The 19,092-nt window shown below is 66.2% G+C and carries 19 protein-coding genes; 12 read left to right on the top strand and 7 right to left on the bottom strand.

Features of this window, described 5'->3' with window-relative positions; all coding sequences use genetic code 11:
* Positions 1-79: 79 nt before the first annotated feature.
* The 5 genes from GRI99_RS08670 (at position 80) to GRI99_RS08650 (ending at position 6,775) form a co-directional block, all read left to right on the top strand.
* Positions 80-532, top strand: a complete 453-nt coding sequence (locus GRI99_RS08670; RefSeq protein ID WP_160771602.1) for a GatB/YqeY domain-containing protein — start codon at positions 80-82, stop codon at positions 530-532.
* Between the two features lie 40 nt (positions 533-572).
* Positions 573-2,462, top strand: coding sequence for a DNA primase (dnaG, locus tag GRI99_RS08665; protein ID WP_160771601.1), 1,890 nt, complete (start codon positions 573-575; stop codon positions 2,460-2,462).
* 10 nt (positions 2,463-2,472) lie between these two features.
* Entirely contained in the window at positions 2,473-4,503 is a 2,031-nt protein-coding gene (gene rpoD / locus GRI99_RS08660; protein ID WP_160771600.1) for an RNA polymerase sigma factor RpoD, read from the top strand.
* Positions 4,504-4,508: 5 nt separating this feature from the next.
* The gene (locus GRI99_RS08655; RefSeq protein WP_160771599.1) at positions 4,509-5,111 is read left to right on the top strand and encodes a DUF2059 domain-containing protein; all 603 of its coding nucleotides are present in this window, start codon (positions 4,509-4,511) and stop codon (positions 5,109-5,111) included.
* Between the two features lie 62 nt (positions 5,112-5,173).
* Positions 5,174-6,775 (top strand): GMC family oxidoreductase N-terminal domain-containing protein, encoded by a 1,602-nt coding sequence (locus tag GRI99_RS08650; RefSeq protein WP_160771598.1) that lies wholly within the window; start codon positions 5,174-5,176, stop codon positions 6,773-6,775.
* Between the two features lie 4 nt (positions 6,776-6,779).
* Here the strand turns inward: GRI99_RS08650 and GRI99_RS08645 are convergent, their stop codons facing one another.
* The gene (locus tag GRI99_RS08645) at positions 6,780-7,817 is read right to left on the bottom strand and encodes an SMP-30/gluconolactonase/LRE family protein (protein WP_160771597.1); all 1,038 of its coding nucleotides are present in this window, start codon (positions 7,815-7,817) and stop codon (positions 6,780-6,782) included.
* Between the two features lie 11 nt (positions 7,818-7,828).
* The gene (locus GRI99_RS08640) at positions 7,829-9,433 is read right to left on the bottom strand and encodes a carboxylesterase/lipase family protein (protein ID WP_160771596.1); all 1,605 of its coding nucleotides are present in this window, start codon (positions 9,431-9,433) and stop codon (positions 7,829-7,831) included.
* A gap of 202 nt (positions 9,434-9,635) precedes the next feature.
* On the opposite strand from GRI99_RS08640, the gene rpiB reads away from it, so the two are divergent.
* From rpiB to rpsD, 6 genes are all read left to right on the top strand, one after another.
* Positions 9,636-10,094 carry a ribose 5-phosphate isomerase B gene (rpiB, locus tag GRI99_RS08635; protein WP_160771595.1) on the top strand — a complete coding sequence of 153 codons (459 nt, stop codon included), beginning with the start codon at positions 9,636-9,638 and terminating at the stop codon, positions 10,092-10,094.
* Positions 10,094-11,404: a serine hydroxymethyltransferase gene (gene glyA, locus GRI99_RS08630; protein WP_160771594.1), complete on the top strand. Its 1,311-nt coding sequence runs from the start codon at positions 10,094-10,096 to the stop codon at positions 11,402-11,404. Before rpiB ends, glyA begins: the two co-directional genes overlap by 1 nt.
* Before the next feature lie 6 nt (positions 11,405-11,410).
* Positions 11,411-11,632 (top strand): hypothetical protein, encoded by a 222-nt coding sequence (locus tag GRI99_RS08625; protein ID WP_160771593.1) that lies wholly within the window; start codon positions 11,411-11,413, stop codon positions 11,630-11,632.
* 3 nt (positions 11,633-11,635) lie between these two features.
* Positions 11,636-12,097, top strand: coding sequence for a transcriptional regulator NrdR (nrdR, locus tag GRI99_RS08620; protein WP_160771592.1), 462 nt, complete (start codon positions 11,636-11,638; stop codon positions 12,095-12,097).
* Complete coding sequence (locus tag GRI99_RS08615) at positions 12,081-12,815, top strand: RNA methyltransferase (protein WP_160771591.1); 735 nt, start codon at positions 12,081-12,083, stop codon at positions 12,813-12,815. The genes nrdR and GRI99_RS08615 overlap by 17 nt, the downstream gene beginning before the upstream one ends.
* 190 nt (positions 12,816-13,005) lie before the next feature.
* Positions 13,006-13,620: a 30S ribosomal protein S4 gene (gene rpsD / locus GRI99_RS08610; RefSeq protein WP_160771590.1), complete on the top strand. Its 615-nt coding sequence runs from the start codon at positions 13,006-13,008 to the stop codon at positions 13,618-13,620.
* A 61-nt stretch (positions 13,621-13,681) separates the two neighbouring features.
* Here the strand turns inward: rpsD and tgt are convergent, their stop codons facing one another.
* From tgt to GRI99_RS08590, 4 genes are all read right to left on the bottom strand, one after another.
* A complete protein-coding gene (gene tgt / locus GRI99_RS08605; RefSeq protein WP_160771589.1) occupies positions 13,682-14,833 on the bottom strand; it encodes a tRNA guanosine(34) transglycosylase Tgt in 1,152 nt (383 codons plus the stop codon).
* Entirely contained in the window at positions 14,823-15,722 is a 900-nt protein-coding gene (locus GRI99_RS08600; RefSeq protein WP_337192891.1) for a DUF481 domain-containing protein, read from the bottom strand. Before GRI99_RS08600 ends, tgt begins: the two co-directional genes overlap by 11 nt.
* A 63-nt stretch (positions 15,723-15,785) precedes the next feature.
* Entirely contained in the window at positions 15,786-16,553 is a 768-nt protein-coding gene (locus GRI99_RS08595; protein WP_160771587.1) for an ABC transporter permease, read from the bottom strand.
* Positions 16,550-17,506: an ABC transporter ATP-binding protein gene (locus tag GRI99_RS08590; protein ID WP_202392987.1), complete on the bottom strand. Its 957-nt coding sequence runs from the start codon at positions 17,504-17,506 to the stop codon at positions 16,550-16,552. Before GRI99_RS08590 ends, GRI99_RS08595 begins: the two co-directional genes overlap by 4 nt.
* Before the next feature lie 97 nt (positions 17,507-17,603).
* On the opposite strand from GRI99_RS08590, the gene GRI99_RS08585 reads away from it, so the two are divergent.
* Positions 17,604-18,032 carry a cupin domain-containing protein gene (locus GRI99_RS08585; protein WP_202392986.1) on the top strand — a complete coding sequence of 143 codons (429 nt, stop codon included), beginning with the start codon at positions 17,604-17,606 and terminating at the stop codon, positions 18,030-18,032.
* A 9-nt stretch (positions 18,033-18,041) separates the two neighbouring features.
* Here GRI99_RS08585 and queA read toward each other — a convergent pair whose 3' ends face one another.
* Positions 18,042-19,076, bottom strand: a complete 1,035-nt coding sequence (queA, locus tag GRI99_RS08580) for a tRNA preQ1(34) S-adenosylmethionine ribosyltransferase-isomerase QueA (protein ID WP_160771586.1) — start codon at positions 19,074-19,076, stop codon at positions 18,042-18,044.
* Between the last annotated feature and the right edge of the window lie 16 nt (positions 19,077-19,092).

Genomic DNA, 19,092 nt, shown 5'->3' with positions numbered 1-19,092 from the left:
CTTCACGTCAACCTGTGCAAGTGCGAAATATCGCGCTAATTGCGCGTGCCACCGATCTATCCACCGAAAGTACCAGACCATGCTGCGCGATACCATCAAGACCGAAACCGTCTCCGCCATGAAGGCCGGCGACAAGGGCCGCACCGCCGCGCTGCGCCTGATCGGCGCGAAGATCAAGGACCGCGATATCGAGCTGCGCACCGGCAAGGCCCCGGACAACGACGACGACCTGGTGGTGGACGTGCTGCGCAAGATGGCCAAGCAGCGCCGCGAATCGGTTGCGCTGTACGAACAGGGCGGCCGGCAGGAACTGGCCGACCAGGAAAAGGCCGAGCTGGCGGTGATCGAGGAATTCCTGCCGCAGACCATGGACCAGGCCGCCACCGTGGCCGCGATCGAGGCGATCAAGACCGAAATCGGCGCGTCGTCCATCAAGGACATGGGCAAGGTGATGGCCGAACTGAAGGCCCGCCACGGCAGCCAGCTAGACATGAGCATCGCCAGCGGGCTGGTGAAGGCGGCTTTGGCCTAAATCTCTCGACTTCGCTCGATCCGAACGGATAGGGTCGCGCATGGCCCTCTCACCCCAATGGCTGGATGAACTGCGCTCGCGCATCACGCTTTCGAGCGTGATCATGCGAACTACCAAGCTCATCCGGGCGGGGCGTGAGTGGAAGGCCTGCTGCCCGTTCCACAACGAGAAGAGCCCCAGCTTCTACGTCAACGACCAGAAGGGCTTCTACCACTGCTTCGGCTGCCAGGCCCACGGGGACGTGATCCGCTGGATGACCGACCAGCGCGGCCTGACCTTCATGGATGCGGTGAAGGAACTGGCGGCGCAGGCGGGGATGGAAGTCCCCCGCGCCGATCCGCGCGCGGCGGAAGTCGCCCAGCAGCGCGCCGGGCTGCACGATGTGATGGAAGCGGCGCAGCAGTGGTTCGTGGCGCAGTTGGCAACGCCTGCGGGTGCGGCAGCGCGCGCCTACCTGAAGCAGCGCGGCTTCAACCAGCGCACCATCGAACGCTTCGGCTTCGGCTTCGCGCCCGATGACCGCACCGCGCTGAAAACCGCCCTCGCCCGGTTCGAGGAGCCGATGCTGGTGGAAGCCGGCCTGCTGATCAAGGTGGACGACAAGGCGCCGTACGACCGCTTTCGTGGCCGCCTGATGCTGCCGATCCACGATGCGCGCGAACGGGTGATCGCCTTCGGTGGCCGCGTGTTGGAAAGCCGTGATGGCGTGGCCAAGTATCTCAACAGCCCGGACACCCCGCTGTTTGACAAGGGCCGCACCCTCTACAACCTGCACCGCGCCGGTCCTGCCTCGCGCCGCACCAACCGGGTGGTGGTGGTGGAAGGCTACATGGACGTGATCGCCCTGGCAGCTGCGGGGATCGAGGACGTGGTGGCCCCGATGGGCACAGCGCTGACCGAGCAACAGACCGAGTTGCTGTGGCGCATGGCCGACAAGCCGGTGCTGTGCTTCGATGGCGATGCCGCCGGCCAGCGCGCGGCGATGAAAGCGGTCGCCCGCGCCCTGCCCCTGCTGCGCCCTGGCCATTCCTTGCAGATCGTCCAGCTCCCCGCAGGGCAGGACCCGGACGATGTGGTAAAAAAGCAGGGCGCGAAGGCGATGGAAGCGCTGCTCGCCAGTCCCAAGCCGATGCTGGACCTGGTGTGGGAGCACGAGCAGGCCGCCCTTCCCCTTGCCTCGCCGGAAGACAAGGCGGGCCTGAAGGAACGCCTCAACGCCCATATCGAGGCCATCCAGCACCCCGATATCAAGGCGCTCTATCGGCGCGACCTGATGGACCGCTTCTCGGCCTTCGCTTTTCCAAAACGCGAATTCGTCAAGCGCGAGTGGCAACCGGGCAAGCGCGGCGGTCCCGCCCCCGCCCCGGCGCAAAGCCCGCAGATGACGGCGCGGCTGAAGGAAGCTGCCACAGGTTCCTTCCGCGACATGCTGACCGCCGCAGTGCTCAACGGCCTGGCCCGCCATCCGGACCAGATCGACCGCCACGCCGAGCACCTTATGCGCCTCGCCGCCGCCGTGCCGGATACGGCCCCCTCAGTCGATGCGCTGCTCGACATGGCCCACGCCCTTGACCCCGGCGCGCCGCCCCCCATATTGCCGCCAGGCATCCTGCCACCGCCGCCGGGCAAAACCCGTTTCTCCTTCCTTGATGAAGGCGCCCACCCGGACGACGCGCGACAGGACCTGGCCGAAGCTGTTGCCCTGCTGGTCGAAAGGCCCGAGCTGGAAGAGGCTATAGCTGCGGCCACCGCCCGCTTTGCTACCGATCCCGAAGGCGCTTTCGCCGAGCAGCAGCGGCTGCGCAAACGAAAGCTGGAAATCGAGTCGCGACTCGGGCAAATGGCTCGCAAACGTGCCGCCGCGGCGGAACGGCAGGACAATATGGCAGGGGGCGGCGCAGACGCTTCCGGTGCTCCAGAAACGGAATGAAACAAACAAGATGGCGTCTGACGATACCACCGGCAAGAACGACGATGCCCCGCTGATCGACCTCAACGAAGCGTCCATCAAGAAGCTGATCGCAAAGGCAAAGCGCAAGGGCTACATCACCTATGATGAGCTGAACGACGCCCTGCCCCAGGGCGAGATGTCGTCCGACCAGATCGAGGACATCCAGGCCGCCATCTCCGAAATGGGCGTGCAGATCGTCGAGAGTGACGAGGATGCCGCCGACGAGGACGGCGAGAAGGAAGCCGACGACGCCGCCGATGACGATGATGGCAGCGAATCCGCCGAAGACACCAACGTCCCCGAAAAGAAGCGCGCCGCCGGCGTGGGCGAGCGCACGGATGACCCGGTGCGGATGTACCTGCGCGAGATGGGCGCGGTGGAACTGCTCAGCCGCGAGGGCGAAATCGCCATCGCCAAGCGCATCGAGGCCGGCCGCGACACGATGATCATGGGGCTGTGCGAAAGCCCGATCACCTTCCACGCCATCATCACCTGGTCCGAAGCGCTCAACAGCGGCGAGATGCAGCTGCGCGAAATCCTCGACCTTGACGCCATGCTCTCGAAGGAGCCGCCCGTCGACAAGATGGAGGAAGGCGCCGAGGACGACGATGAGGAGCCCGAGATCTCCGAAGCCACCGCCGGTCCCACCTTCAAGGAGGAAGAGGAGCCAGAGGAGGAAGAGGAAGAGGAGGAACTGGACGAGGACGGCGAGCCCCGCACCCGCCGCCGCGAGGAAGAGGACGAGGAGGACAACACCATGTCCCTCGCCCAGATGGAAGCGGCCCTCAAGCCCGAGGCGCTGGAGCGCTTTGCCCGCATCACCGACCTGTTCAAGACCTTCGAGCGCCTGCAGGCCGAGCGGGTCGACGTGCTGGGCCGGGGCGAGGAATTCCCCAAGGCCAAGGAAAAGAAGTACGAGGACCTGCGCGAACAGCTCACCGCCGAGGTGGAGAGCGTGCAGTTCCACGCCACCAAGATCGAATACCTGGTGGACAACCTCTATGCCTTCAACCGCCGGTTGACCACGCTGGGCGGGCAGATGCTGCGCCTGGCCGAACGGCACAAGGTGAAGCGGGTGGACTTCCTGGAAACCTACGTCGGCAACGAACTGGACGATGCCTGGCTGGCCAACATGGCCGGCAAGGACAAGAAGTGGGCCGCCTTCGCCGAGAAGGAAGCCGACGCGGTGGAGCGCATCCGCGCCGAGATTTCCGATATTGCCGCTGCCACCGGCATGAGCCTCAACGAATTCCGCCGCATCGTGAACATGGTGCAGAAGGGCGAGCGCGAGGCGCGCATTGCCAAGAAGGAAATGGTCGAGGCGAACCTGCGGCTGGTGATCTCCATCGCCAAGAAGTACACCAACCGCGGCCTGCAGTTCCTGGACCTGATCCAGGAAGGCAACATCGGCCTGATGAAGGCAGTCGACAAGTTCGAGTACCGCCGCGGCTACAAGTTCAGCACCTATGCCACGTGGTGGATCCGGCAGGCGATCACCCGCTCGATCGCCGACCAGGCGCGCACCATCCGCATCCCGGTGCACATGATCGAGACGATCAACAAGCTGGTGCGCACCAGCCGCCAGTTCCTGCACGAGCAGGGCCGCGAACCGACCCCGGAGGAAATGGCCGAACGCCTCTCCATGCCGTTGGAGAAGGTCCGCAAGGTGATGAAGATCGCCAAGGAGCCGATCTCCCTCGAAACGCCGATCGGCGACGAGGAGGACAGTCACCTGGGCGATTTCATCGAGGACAAGAACGCCGTGATCCCGGTGGACGCGGCGATCCAGGCCAACCTCAAGGAAACGGTCACCCGCGTCCTCGCCAGCCTGACCCCGCGCGAGGAACGCGTGCTGCGCATGCGCTTCGGTATCGGCATGAACACCGATCACACGCTGGAGGAAGTGGGCCAGCAGTTCTCGGTCACCCGCGAACGCATCCGGCAGATCGAGGCCAAGGCGCTGCGCAAGCTGAAGCACCCCAGCCGCAGCCGCAAAATGCGCTCTTTCCTCGACCAGTAGGACCGATGCTCTTCACCCGCCTGTTGCCGATGGCGGCAGGGTTGGCTCTGGCCGCCCTGCCCGCTTTTGCCATGGCAGCCACGGCGCGGGATGCATCGGCCAGCCTCGACCCACAGGAGATGGCCGAGGCGCGCGCCATCATCGACGTCATGTTCCCGCCTGAAAAGCGCGAGGAAATGATGCAGGACATGATGGCGGAAATGGTCAGCCAGTTCGCCGCATCGATCAGGCTCGAGACGATCGAGGATGCCGGCCTGCGCGCCATCCTCGAAAACTACATGGCAAACATTCCCGAAATGTTGCGGCCGACGGTCAACGATCACCTGCCCAACCTGCTTGGCGCAACCGCCGTGGCCTATGTCAATCGCTTCACGCTGGCTGAGCTGCAGGACATCCATGCCTTTGCTCGCACGCCAAGCGGCCGTCGCTACCTGTCGAGCGCGACATCGCTGGTGGGCGATCCGGCCGTTGCGGCAACCAATTCCGAATACTTCGGCCAGGTCCAGGAACTGAACCGGCAAATGTCCGGCCGCCTTCGCCAGCAAGTCGCTGATTACCTGGCGTCCCATCCCGAAGCGGCACCGCAGTTTACTCCGCAAACAGGCTGAGTACTGCTTTCAGGGCCGCATCGCGATGGACACGATGCCGGTCCGCCTGCCATGTTCCGCGCGTGGAGAGGGATTACGACTATATCGTGATCGGTGCCGGTTCGTCCGGGGCCGTGGTGGCGGCGCGGTTGAGCGAGGATCCGGCATGTCGGGTTTTGCTGCTGGAGGCGGGCGGGCCAAACCGCCATCCCCTGCAACTGATGCCGCTGGCCTTCCCGCGCGTGGCGCTGGGGAGGATCGGCACCTGGCAATTCGCAAGCGAGCCCGAACCGGCGCTGGATGGGCGAACACTGGGCATCCCGCGCGGTCGCACACTGGGCGGAACCTCATCTATCAACGCGATGATCGCCGTGCGCGGCAACCGGCGCGATTTCGATGACTGGGCCGCTGGGCAACTGCCCGGGTGGAGCTATGAGGACGTGCTCCCATATTTCCGGAAGCTGGAAAGCCACTGGCGGGGGGCCAGCGACCTGCACGGCGGACACGGTCCGGTTGGCATCACGCGGATGGTGGGGGACGATCTGCTGTGGGACGCCCACCGCGACGCGGCACTGGCGGCGGGCATTCCGGTCAACGAAGACCCTAACGGGCGGGAGCAGGACGGCATCAGCCGCATGGAATCGACCGTGGCTGGCGGCCGCCGCGCCAGTTCCGCCCGCGCCTATCTGCAACCCGCGATGGGCCGGACCAACCTGTCCGTTGTCACCGGCGCGCTGGTCACCCGCATCGTGCTGGACGGCACCCGCGCGGTGGCTGTCGACTATGTCCGCCAGGGCCGCAGCGAGCGGGCCCGTGCGGTCAGCGAAATCGTGCTCTCCGCCGGGGCCTATGGCAGCCCGCATATCCTGATGCTGAGTGGCATCGGCAACCCCGATCACCTGCGCGAGGCGGGCGTGGAGCCGGTCCATGCCCTGCCCGGCGTGGGCAATGACCTGGCCGATCATCCGGTGGTGATCAACGAGTGGGACCTGAAGGAGGATGGAGGCCTCACCCGCCACCTGCGGCTGGACCGCGCGGCCCTTGCCGCCGCGCGCTGGTTTGCCAACGGCACCGGCCCCTTCGCCTTTACCGGCACCCTGGCCAATATCTTCACCCGCCTACGCCCCGATGCGGATCGGCCAGACGTGCAGATGATGTGCCTGCCGCTATCGGGCGATGCGCGGCTGTGGCTGCCAGGCTTCCGCAAACCGGTGAGCCGCATCTCGGTCCGCACCGGCTACCTGCCGCTGAAATCGCGCGGTTGGGTGCGCTTGCGCGATGCCGATCCGGCCAGCCCGCCGCGCATTTTCCTCAACATGTTTTCCGCCCCCGGAGATATGGAGGGCATGGTGCAATCGGTCCGGCTGACGCGCGAGATCTACCGGCAAGAGCCGCTGGCCCGGCTGATCGCGCGCGAGAACCTGCCGGGCGAGGCGGTGCGCAGCGATGCCGACATTACGGCCTTCATCCGCCGCACCGCCACCCACCGCGCGCACCCGGGCTGCTCGTGCCGCATGGGCAACGATGCCATGGCCGTGGTCGATGCCCGCCTGCGGGTTCACGGCATCGACGGGCTGAGGATTGCCGATGCCTCGGTGATGCCCAGCCTGCCGCGCGGCAACCCCAACCTCGCCTGCATGATGATCGGCGAAAAGGCGGCCGACATGATCCGCGCGAACCAGTGACCCGTCAGCAGACGTGCGCCCCGCGCGTCTCAACATAAAGCGCATAGACCGACTGGCTGGCGGTCATGAATAGCCGGTTGCGGCGCGGGCCGCCGAACGTGAGGTTGCTGCAGATCTCGGGCAGCATGATCGCCCCGATCCGGGTGCCGTCGGACGCAAACACGTGGACCCCGTCGAACCCCTCGCCCGCCCAGCCCGCCGCCGCCCAGATGTTGCCGTCGACATCGGCGCGTACCCCGTCAGACCCGCCGGCCATGCCGTTGTAGGCCATGGTGGCGAACACGCGCTGGCGGGACAGCCGCCCGTCGCTGCCGACATCGAAGGCGTAGATCGGCTTGGGCACATCGCCGCCGGTGTCCACCACATAGAGCGTACGGTAATCCGGGCTGAAGCACAGGCCATTGGGCTTCAGCAGGGCATCGGTCGCCACCCGCAGGTTACCCGTTGCCAGGTCCAGCCGATAGACTGCCTCCTTCAGTTCCAGCGGCCGGGCATAGCCCTCATAATCGACCATGCTGCCATAGCCGGGATCGGTGAACCACAGCGCGCCATCGGGCGTGACCACGCCGTCGTTGGGGGCGTTGAAAGGCTTGCCGTTGAAGCTGTCGGCTAGCACCGTCACCGCGCCGCTGTGCTCGAAGCGCAGAACCCGCCGCCCGCCGTGCTCGAAGGTGATCTGCCGACCCTCGAAATCAAAGGTGTTGCCGTTGGAATAGCCTGACGGGTTGCGGAAGGTTGTCACCCGCCCGTCGTCTGCCAGCCAACGGCGCTGCACGTTTTCAGCCACGTCGCTCCACACCAGGAACTGCCCCGCGCCATTCCACGCCGGCCCTTCCGCCCAGCGGTTGCCGGTATGGACCCGTTCGATCGCGGCGTTGCCCAGCTTGTACTTGCCGAAGCGCGGATCGAGCACCAGCACGTCCGGGTCGGGATAGCGGACGGGCGAAAGGCCCGACCAGTCGCGCGTGGCCGCCGCCGCATGCCCCGCCACCGCCAGCGATCCTGCGGCCATGCTGCCGGCGATGAAAGTCCTGCGGTCCATCCTGGTCCCTCTCAATAATAGCGTTCGATCAGTGCCAGTTCCGGCCCCAGTGGATCGCTGAATGCCTGCGATTGCACGTCGAACACCATCGCCGCCCGCTCGCCGCGCCGGTATTCGGGCCATTCGGGCAGGCCCGGCCTGTTGGGATTACCGGTGCGGGCAAACTGCGCCCACATGGGGCTGACCACATCGGCCATCGCCTGGAACTGGGCCTGGTCATTCCCGATCAGGCCGAAACGCTGCTGCGCGGTATCGAACACCATCGGCAGCTCGGTGCCGTGGGTGGCCCCCAGGCGGCCATCCTGCACGTGGGTCTTCCACGCCATCAGGTACTGGTACGTGGGGGCGGTGGCCCCCGCCAGGCGCTTGTCGAGCACGATGCGGGCGTTGCGGCCCATGCCCCCGGCTGTGGTGATGGCGAAATAGATGTCGCTGGGCGAGGTTTGCGGATGCAGGCGGCGGAATCCCTCGACCAGCGGCCCGGCCTCGCGCGCAGCTCCGTAGAGGTTCAGTGCATTGCCCCCGCCCAGCAGAGCAGGAAGGCCTTCCCAGCTAACCGTAAAGGCCTCGGGCGGCGGGAACAGCACCGTGGTCTCCTGCGCCGTGTGGCCCAGCAGCAGCGGGATGTCGGGCGATGGCACCGGCAGGTTCGGATCGAACGGATCGCGCGGCAGCACCACGCCGTCGGTCACGATCCCGCTGCCGCGCAGGGGCACGCCGTTGCTGGCGGTCCAGTACGCAGCCTGCACCTGCTCGGTGGTCAGTGCCCGCAGGCCATCGACGTTGCCCCGCGCCACTCCGGCGGCGTCAAATAGTTTCGCTGTGACCTCGCGAAAAGCCAGCTTGTTGCCCCCGGTGACCGAAAAGCCGCTTTGCAGGATGGCCTTGTGGAACAGGCCGCGCGCCGCCGGCATGGCGAGCAGGGCCGAGACCTTGCCGCCCCCGCCCGACTGGCCGAAGATGGTCACGTTGCCCGGATCGCCGCCGAAGTTCGCGATGTTATCGCGCACCCAGGCCAGTGCCGCCACCAGGTCAAGCTGGCCCACGTTGGCGTCCACCGATCCGGCGGGGGCCAGATCATCGAACCACAGGTAGCCGAAGGCGTTGAGGCGGTGGTTGACCGTCACCAGTACCACGTCCTGCCGGCTCGCCAGGTTGGTCCCGTCGTTGACGTATTCCTGGCCCGAGCCGACCGCCGTGCCGCCGCCGTGCAGCCACACCATTACGGGGCGGCGGGCCTGCGGATCGGGGCCGGGGGTCCAGATGTTGACCACCAGACAATCCTCGGACGGGCGCGCGGCATCGGGCCGGTCGTCGAACGCCTGGTCGGGATGTTGCGGGGCAGCCGGGCCGTAGATGCTGGCATCGCGCACGCCGCGCCACGGCGCACGCGGCTGCGGCGCGCGCCAGCGGTTGGCCCCGCCGGTCGGCGCGCCGTAGGGAACGCCCCGAAACACGTGGACACCCCGGTCCATCCCGCCCCTCACCCTGCCGGCAGTGGTCTGGACCATAGCCCCATCAGCCGCGCGCAGACCGCCCAGAGGCACGGAGGCGGCAAGTGCCGAAAAGCCTGCCAGGAACACCCGGCGCGATGCTGCCAGACCCGTGCCATCCATCGTCAATTCTCCCCACTCCCGGCCGCATGTTCCCGGCGGCTCCTCGCAGAGCTATTTGTCTGACTAATCAAATGATGGCAAGCTGGACACGGCAAAAAGGCTGGCTTGGCCACCTGACAGCTTAGCAGGGGTGGAATTGGCCGGTGGTCGGGCCTAAGTGCACCCCAGAACGAATCCCCGGATCACTAACAGGACAGATTCCTTGCGCATCGCCATCGCCTCCGACCATGCCGCATTCGCGCTGAAGGCCGACCTGGCGCAGGCGCTGCGAGACTGGGGCCACGATGTGCTGGACCTGGGGCCGGACAACGCCGACCGGGTCGACTATCCCGATTACGGTTACAAGCTGGCCCAGGCGATTGCCGATGGTTCGGCCCAGCGCGGCGTGGTGCTGTGCGGATCGGGCATCGGCATCTCGATCGCCGTCAACCGCCACCCCGCGGTGCGCTGCGCCCTGGTCAACGAGCCTTATGCCGCCGCCCTGGCGCGCGAGCACAACGATGCCAACGTGATCGCCATGGGCGCCCGGCTGATCGGGCCGGACATGGCGCGCACCTGCCTTGAGACCTTCCTCGCCGCCGAGTTCGAAGGCGGCCGCCATGCCGGCCGCGTGGACAAGCTCACCAGTCCCCAGTTCCCCCAGTCGCAGGAAATTGCCTGATGTCTTCCCTTCCCCATGCCCAGTCCGACGCGCTCAACCGCTTCTGGCATGACACGCTGGAACAAGCCGATCCGGAAGTGTGCGCCATCATCGGCCGCGAACTGGGCCGCCAGCGGGACCGGATCGAACTGATCGCGTCGGAGAACATCGCCAGCCCGGCCGTGCTGGAGGCCACCGGCAGCGTGTTCACCAACAAGTATGCCGAAGGCTATCCGGGCAAGCGCTATTACGGAGGCTGCGACTATGCGGACGAGGTGGAGACGCTGGCCATCGAACGCGCCAAGCAGCTGTTCGGCGCCAATTTCGCCAACGTGCAGCCCAACAGCGGCAGCCAGATGAACCAGGCGGTGTTCCTGGCCCTGCTCAACCCGGGCGATACCTTCATGGGCCTGGACCTGGCCAGCGGCGGCCACCTGACCCATGGCAGCCCGGTCAACATGAGCGGCAAGTGGTTCAATGCCGTGCCCTATGGCGTGCGGCGCGAGGACAGCCTGATCGACATGGACCAGGTCCGCGCCCTGGCCCACCAGCACAAGCCCAAGCTGATCATCAGCGGCGCCACCGCCTATCCCCGCCTGTGGGACTTTGCCGCCTTTCGCGAGATCGCTGACGAGGTTGGCGCCGTGCTGCTGGCCGACATGTCGCACTTCTCCGGCCTCGTCGCCGGCGGCGCGCATCCCAACCCCTTCCCGCACGCCCACATCGTGACCAGCACCACGCACAAGAGCCTGCGCGGCCCGCGTTCCGGCATCATCATGTGGAATGACGAGAAGTTCACCAAGCCGATCAACATGGCCGTGTTCCCCGGCATGCAGGGCGGCCCGCTGGTCCACGTGATCGCCGCCAAGGCCGTGGCCTTTGGCGAGGCGCTGCGCCCTGAGTTCAAGGCCTATGCCGCCTCGATCGCGGAAAACGCCAAGGCGCTGGCCGCCAGCCTGATGGAAAGCGGCGTCAACATCGTCTCGGGCGGCACGGACAACCACCTGATGCTGGTCGACCTGTCGGCCAAGGGCGTCAGCGGCAAGGCGGCGGAGAAGGGCCTCGACCGCGCCTTCCTCACCTGTAACAAGAATGCGATACCGTTTGATCCGGCCTCCCCGTTTGTCACCTCGGGGGTCAGGCTGGGCACCCCCGCGGGCACCACCCGCGGGTTCGGACCGGCGGAGTTCCGCCGGGTGGGACAGATGATCGCCGAAGTGGTCGATGGCATGAGCCGCAATGGCGATGAGGGTGACGCCCAGGTGGAAGAGCGCGTGCGCCGGCAGGTTGCCGAACTGTGCGCCGCCTTCCCCGTCTATCCCGGAAGGTAAGTGCCCATGAACGATCCCGAAAAGCCGATCGACAGCCGCATCCTGGTGGATGCCATCGCCGAAGTGAAGGACATGGGCCGCGAAGGCATGGCCCACCCGTCGACCAAGCCGGTGCTGGTGGCAGCCGGTGCCGGTGCGGTAGCCGCCGCACTGCTGCCCGTGGTCACCTGGCCGATCGGCCTGCTCGCCGGGGCCACGATCATGCTCTACAAGCGAATCCGTCCGTAATCCATGAGATGCCCGTTCTGTGCCCATGACGACAGCCAGGTGAAGGACAGCCGGCCGACTGAGGACAACACCTCGATCCGCCGCCGGCGCCAGTGCGAAAGCTGCGGCGGGCGCTTCACCACCTTCGAGCGCGTGCAGTTGCGCGATGTCACCGTGGTGAAGACCGGCGGCAAGCGCGAGCCGTTCGACCGCGCCAAGATCGAGCAGGCCATCGGCCTTGCCTGCCGCAAGCGCGGGATCGAGCAGGAACGGATCGACCAGCTCGTCTCCGGCATCCAGCGGCAGGTGGAAACGTCAGGCGATGCCGAAGTCCCCTCCTCGCGCATCGGCGGCATGGTGATGGACGGGCTGCGGCAGATCGATTCGGTGGCCTACATCCGCTTCGCCAGTGTCTATCGCGACTTCAGCGAGGCGCGCGATTTCGAGGAATTCGCCAGCCAGGTGCGCGATGTCGGTGGAGACTAAGGCTCCGGTCGTCGTGCTGGTGCGCCCGCAGCTTGGCGAGAACATCGGCAAGGCGGCGCGGGCCATGCTGAACTTCGGCCTCACCGAAATGCGCCTGGTGGCCCCGCGCGATGGCTGGCCCAACCCTGCCGCCGGTCCCGCCGCTTCGGGCGCGGACGTGGTGCTGGAACGGGCACAGGTGTTCGAGACGACTGCCGAGGCCGTGGCCGATTGCGCCAATGTCTATGCCACCACGGTGCGCAAGCGCGGGGTCACCAAGGAGGTCGTGACGCCAGAGCAGGCCGCGCAGGAAGTGGCCACGCAGCCTGGCCGCAGTGCCTTCCTGTTCGGCCCGGAACGCTCCGGCCTGGAGACGGCCGACGTGGCCCTCGCCCGCAAGATCCTGACCGTGCCGATCAACCCGGAATTCGGCAGCCTGAACCTGGCCCAGGCGGTGATCCTGTGCGCCTACGAATGGTCGAAGCGACAGGCCCTGGTGCAGCCGACGGTGGAGGACATCCTGCCTCCCGCGCCGCAGGAGGAACTGGAAGGCCTGATCATCCAGATGGAGGAAGCGCTGGACCAGCGTGGCTATTTCCGCCCCGCCGCCCGCGCCGAAGCCAGCCGCCTGACCATGCGCAACGTGCTGACCCGGCCCGGCTGGAACCACCTGGAAGTGCGCACCATGCGCGGGATCATGCGCTACCTGGTCAAGCCACCGCGCCAGTCCGACTCCTGAGGGTTGACTTGTGCGGCGTATCGTCTAATCGCGCGCCTTCACTTCGACCGTCCGCCTTATCGCAAGGCGAGCTTTCGATTGGCCCCGCATCCCGGTGAAGCGGTGGCCGCGCCCGACAGATCGGTTGGGCGGTGCGATGCCGGGTTGAAGCCTTGCCACTGGGGCCGGGCCCGCAAATTGGAGAAGACCTATGTCGAAGCGCCAAAGCGCCAAGCACAAACTCGACCGCCGCATGGGCGAGAACATCTGGGGCCGTCCCAGCTCGCCGGTCAACAAGCGGTCCTATGGCCCCGGCCAGCACGGCCAGCGCCGCAAGGGCAAGATGTCCGACTTCGGCCTGCAGCTGCGCGCCAAGCAGAAGCTGAAGGGCTATTACGGCGATGTGACGGAAAAGCAGTTCCGCCGCACCTATGAAGAAGCCACCGCGATGAAGGGTGACGCCAGCCAGAACCTGATCGGCCTGCTGGAACGCCGCCTGGCCATGGTGGTCTATCGCGCCAAGTTCGCCCCCACCGTGTTCGCTGCGCGCCAGATCGTGTCGCACGGCCACATCCGCGTGAACGGCGTGAAGTGCAACATCGCCAGCCGCCGGGTTGACGTGGGTGACGTGATCAGCCTGGGTGACAAGGCCAAGAACATGGCCCTGGTGATCGAAGCCCAGAGCCTGCCCGAGCGCGACATCCCCGACTACGTGGTGGTCGATGGCACCGACAAGGTGACCTTCAGCCGCGTGCCGACGCTGGATGAAGTGCCCTATCCGGTGCAGATGGAACCGAACCTGGTGGTCGAGTTCTACTCGCGCTAAGGTCCGGCATCAGCCTGACACGAAGGGGCGGTCCGCAAGGGCCGCCCTTTTCTTTTATGCCTCAGGCTTGCAGGTAATCAGCGCGGAAGCGGGCGGCAAAAGCGGCGAAAGTGCCTGCTGCGATCGCCTCGCGCATGGCGGCCATCAATTGCTGGTAGAAGCTCAGGTTGTGCTCGGTCATCAGCATGGCCCCCAGCATCTCACCCGCCTTGTTGAGGTGGTGGAGATAGGCCCGGCTATAGGTGCCGCAGGTGGGGCAGGTGCAGCGCGGATCGAGCGGGCCGGTATCCTCGGCGTGCCGTGCATTGCGGATGTTGAGCGGGCCGGACCAGGTGAACGCCTGCCCATTGCGGCCAGACCTTGTGGGCAGGACGCAATCGAACATGTCGACCCCGCGCTCCACCGCGCCCACCAGGTCGTCGGGCTTGCCCACACCCATCAGGTAGCGCGGGCGATCCTGCGGCAGCATCCCGGGGGCGAAGTCGAGCGTGGCGAACATTGCCTCCTGCCCCTCGCCCACGGCCAGGCCGCCGATGGCATAGCCGTCGAATCCGATTTCGGTCAGCTTCTGGGCGCTGATGCGCCGCAGGTCTTCGTCCAGCGCGCCCTGCTGGATGCCGAACAGGGCGGAGTTCGCCGCGTGCTCGCCGCCGCTGTCGAACCCGTCACGGCTGCGCCTGGCCCAGCGCATCGACAGTTCCATGCTGGCGGCAATCTCGTCACGCGGCCGGTCGGCGCGCGGGCATTCGTCGAAGGCCATCACGATATCGCTGCCCAGCAGGCGCTGGATTTCCATGGAGCGTTCCGGCTTCAGCATGTGGCGGCTGCCGTCGATGTGGCTCTTGAAGCTGACCCCTTCTTCGGTCAGCTTGCGCAGGTCTGCCAGGCTCATCACCTGGTAACCGCCGCTGTCGGTCAGGATCGGGCGCGGCCAGTTCATAAACTTGTGCAGCCCGCCCAGCCGCGCCACCCGTTCAGCGCCGGGGCGCAGCATCAGGTGGTAGGTGTTGCCCAGGATGATGTCTGCCCCGGTCGCCCGCACGGCCTCGGGCTTCATCGCCTTTACCGTGGCAGCAGTGCCCACCGGCATGAAGGCGGGCGTGCGGATGTCGCCCCGGCGCATGCGGATCGTGCCGGTGCGGGCCTTGCCGTCGGTGGCATGAATGGAAAATTCGAACCGTTGATTGTCGGCAGGGGGAGAATCAGAAGTCATAGACCAGCGTAAAGCGCGTGAGCGTGTCGGTTGCAACCGCTCCCGCAGGTGGTCCGCTGTTGTAATCCAGCGTCCAGGAGAGGCGCGCGCTCAGTTCGCTGCTGAGACGGCCTTCCAGCCCGGTGACCAGGTTGATGCTGGTGCTGTCCCCGCCAATGAAGGCCACGGCCCGCCCGCCCGCTTCGGCCACGGCATTGGCATCCTGCGTCAGCTTCACCCGGTCGCTGATCTTCCAATCGAAATCGAGGCCGGCCAGCGCGGCAATGCTGCTTTCCGCCACACCGCTGGAAAGTTCTGTACGCCGCCAGGCAGGGCCGGCCTTCAACGACAGGTCCAGGCTGTCGGTGTCGAACACCCGGATCCCCAGCCCACCTGAGGCGGCATAGCGGGCGGTAAAGCCCTGCACCTGGTCACGCTCGAACTGGGCCAGGCCATAGGCGAAGATCCCTTCGCTGATGGTGTATTGCGGCTCATACCCGGCAGAAAACCGCTCGCGGTCGGTCCGGCCGTTGGTGCGGCGATAGTCAGCAGAAGCGCGCAGGTTGTGTTCCCACTGCAGCCCCTCGCGCTTCAGTTGCAACTGCCCGGTCAGGCCCACGGCATCGGTATTGCCGCTGGACTGGAAGGCGCCAATTTGCCCTTCCCCGCCCCAGCGCTCGAACAGGCCGGCAGTACGGATCGCCTCCTGTGCCGCGGCGGCCTGCTGCGCGGCAGCTTCTGCCCGCGCCTGGTGGAAGGGCTGGACCAGCGCGTCGATCGCCGCCACCTCGCCCGGCCAGGTGCTGCGTGCCACGGCCGCGACGGTATCCACCTTGGCCACATCTCCCGTGGCAATGGCAGCCTCGATCATCTGCCGCGCGCCATCGGGCAGCTCGGCCTGTGCTGCCACGGGTGATAGCGCTACCAAAACGCAAAAGATCGCTGCCGTCCGCATGGGTCGCAGATTAATTCATCATTCGCGCAGGCGCCAGCCCGTGCGGAAGATGTATGCGATGATCGCGATGCAGATGACGACGAACGCCAGTGTCATGCCGAAAGCCACGCCGATCGGCACGTCGCTGGTGCCGGTGAAGGTCCAACGCAGGCCGTTGATGAGGTAAAAGATCGGGTTGAGCTGGGCCACGGTGCGCCACGGCTCGGCGAGCATGTCGATGGAATAGAACGTGCCACCCAGGAAGGTCAGCGGGGTAAGGATCAGCATCGGCACGATCTGCAACCGCTCGAAGCCATCCGCCCACAGACCCAGGACAAAGCCGAACAGGCTGAAGGCGGCCGCCACCAGAACCACATAGCCCAGCGCGAACAGCGGATGGGCAATCGTGTAATCGACGAAGAATAGCGCGGTTACCAGGATGATCGCGGCGATGATCAGCGATTTCAGTGCCGCCGCCCCCACGAAGCCGATCAGCGTCTCGGCCACGCCCACCGGCGCGCTGAGCAACTCGTAGATCGCCCCGGTGAACTTGGGCATGTAGATGCCGAAACTGGCGTTGCTGGTGCTTTCGGAAAGCAGCGTCAGCATCAGCAGGCCGGGCACGATGAACGCACCGTAGGACACGCCGTCGATCTCTTGGATGCGCCCGCCGATGGCCGCGCCGAAGACGATGAAATAAAGCGAGGTGGTCAATACCGGCGAAACGATGCTGCCGAAGGCCGTGCGGAAGAACCGCGTCAGCTCGTTCTTCAGGATGGCTGCGGAGCCGCGCAGGTTGAGGGTCATGCCGCCTTCTCCTGTTCGTTGAGCAGGCCCACGAAAATCTCCTCCAGCGTCGATTCGGCAGTCTCCAGCCCGGTATAGGCAATGCCGGCGCGCACCAGGTCCTGCGCCAGTTCGGCCACCTCGCGCTTGCCTTTGCCGGTGCCGTCGCCGCCGCGATAGGTGAGGCGAAACCCGCCCTGTTCCAGCACAACCGGATAGTGGGCGATCGCATCAGGCAGGCTGTCGAGCGGCGCCGCCAGTGTGAAGTGCGCCTCGGTGCGGCCCAGCTTGGCCATGATGGCGGCCTTGTCGTCCACCAGCAGGATGCGGCCCTTGTTGATCACGCCCACCCGGTCGGCCATTTCCTCGGCCTCTTCGATATAGTGGGTGGTGAGGATGATCGTGGTGCCGCGATCGCGCAGAGCACCGATCTGGTCCCACATGTCGCGCCGCAGTTCCACGTCCACCCCGGCGGTCGGCTCGTCCAGGAACAACAGGTCAGGATCGTGCGCCAGCGCCTTGGCGATCATCACCCGGCGCTTCATGCCGCCCGACAGCTTGCGGATCGGCTCATCCCGCTTGTCCCACAGGCTGAGGCTGCGCAGCACTTCCTCGATCCGCGCTTCATCATTCGGCAGGCCGAACAGCCCGCGCGAATAGCGCACCTGGCGGATTACCTTGTCGAACATGTCGAAGCTGAGCTCTTGCGGCACCAGACCGATGCGGCTGCGGACCCTGCGCCAGTCCCGCGCCAGGTCGTGCCCGAAGGCGCTGATGGTGCCGCCGGTGGGATTCACCAGCCCGCAAACGCTGCCGATCAGCGTGGTCTTGCCCGCGCCGTTGGGGCCAAGCAGAGCGAAGATCTCACCCTTGCGGATGGACAGGTCCACCCCGCCCAGCGCCGTGGGGCCATTGGGATAGGTTTTCTGGAGTCCGCGAATCTCCAGGATCGGATCGGCAATGTCTCTGACCATGGGCCGCAACCTTGGGCAAGCCGACCGGTTTGACAAGCCAACGCATTCTTTACTCCGGCCAAGGTGCCCCTTGCCCGGATGCATCTGCCGAACCATCATGCAACGGACGGAACCGGCAAAGGAGCGGCACGTGAAGGGCTATCACGACAACATCGAACGGGCGACCGAGCAGAACGAGCTGTTCCGCAAGGTGCTCTACACCGGCCACAACCTGCAACTGGTGCTGATGACCCTGCAACCGGGCGAGGACATCGGCGCCGAGATTCACGACGACCGCGACCAGTTCTTCCGCTTCGAGGCGGGCGAAGGCGAGGTGGAAATTGACGAAAATATCTATCAGGTGAAGGCTGACGATGCCGTCATCGTGCCGCAAGGTGCCCGCCACAACGTGCGCTGCACCGGGTCCGAACCGCTCAAGATGTACACCATCTATGGGCCGCCCGAGCATATCGATGGAACGATCCACGCCACCTGCGCCGAGGCAGAGGCTGCCCACGAGCATTTCGACGGCAAGACCACCGAGTAGGCCCGCCCCTTACGGCAGCAGCAGGCTGGAGTCTCCATAGCTGTAGAACCGGTATTCCTGCGCTATGGCATGGGCATAGGCGGCCTGCATCCGCTCGCGCCCCATCAGCGCGCTGACCAGCATGAACAGCGTGCTCTTGGGCAGGTGGAAGTTGGTCATCAGCCCGTCGACCGCGCGAAAGCGATATCCCGGCGTGATGAAGATGGCCGTATCGCCCTCGAAAGGGTGGATCGTCCCCTGTTCGTCCGCGGCGCTTTCCAGCAGGCGCAGCGCGGTGGTCCCGGCGGCGATGATCCGCCCGCCTTTGGCCCGCGCCTCGTTCAGCAGCGCCGCCGTTTCCGCCGGGATGCGGCCGAACTCGGCGTGCATCCTGTGCTTGGTCGTATCCTCGGCCTTGACCGGCAGGAATGTGCCCGCGCCCACGTGCAGGGTCAGCGTGGCGCGGATGATCCCGGCGGCATCCAGCGCATCGAGCAGGCGCGGCGTGAAGTGGAGCGAGGCGGTGGGCGCGGCAACCGCGCCATCCTCGCGCGCGAAAACGGTCTGGTAATCAGCCTTGTCCGCCTCGTCCGCGCCGCCGCGCTTCTGCGCGATATAGGGTGGCAGCGGCATCCGCCCGGCCCGCTCCAGCAGCACTTCCACCGGCTCGTCACCCGCGAAGGCCAGGGTGAAGCTGCCGTCATCGTTCCGCGCTTCGGCCACGGCCTGGACACCTGCCGGAAAGGCTATGATATCGCCCACCCGCAGCCGCTTGGCGTTGCGGATGAAAGCCTGCCAGCGCCGCAGGTCCACCCGCTTGTGCAGAGTGGCACCGATGCGGGCCTCACCCCGCATGCCCTCAAGCTGGGCAGGAATGACGCGGGTATCGTTGAACACGATGACATCGCCGGGGTTCAGCAGCGCCGGCAGGTCAAGCACGCCCCGATCCTCGAAAGGCGCATCGCTGCCCCGCACCACCAGCATGCGCGCAGCATCACGCGGGCGCACGGGCCGCAGCGCTATGCGTTCTGGCGGCAGGTCAAAATCGAACAGGTCAACCCGCACGGCGGGCCAAACTCGT

The organism is Alteraurantiacibacter buctensis (assembly GCF_009827655.1).
Classification (GTDB): domain Bacteria; phylum Pseudomonadota; class Alphaproteobacteria; order Sphingomonadales; family Sphingomonadaceae; genus Alteraurantiacibacter; species Alteraurantiacibacter buctensis.
Note: the sequence above shows the minus strand (reverse complement) of the source record. Positions and strands in the feature narration are given on the sequence as shown.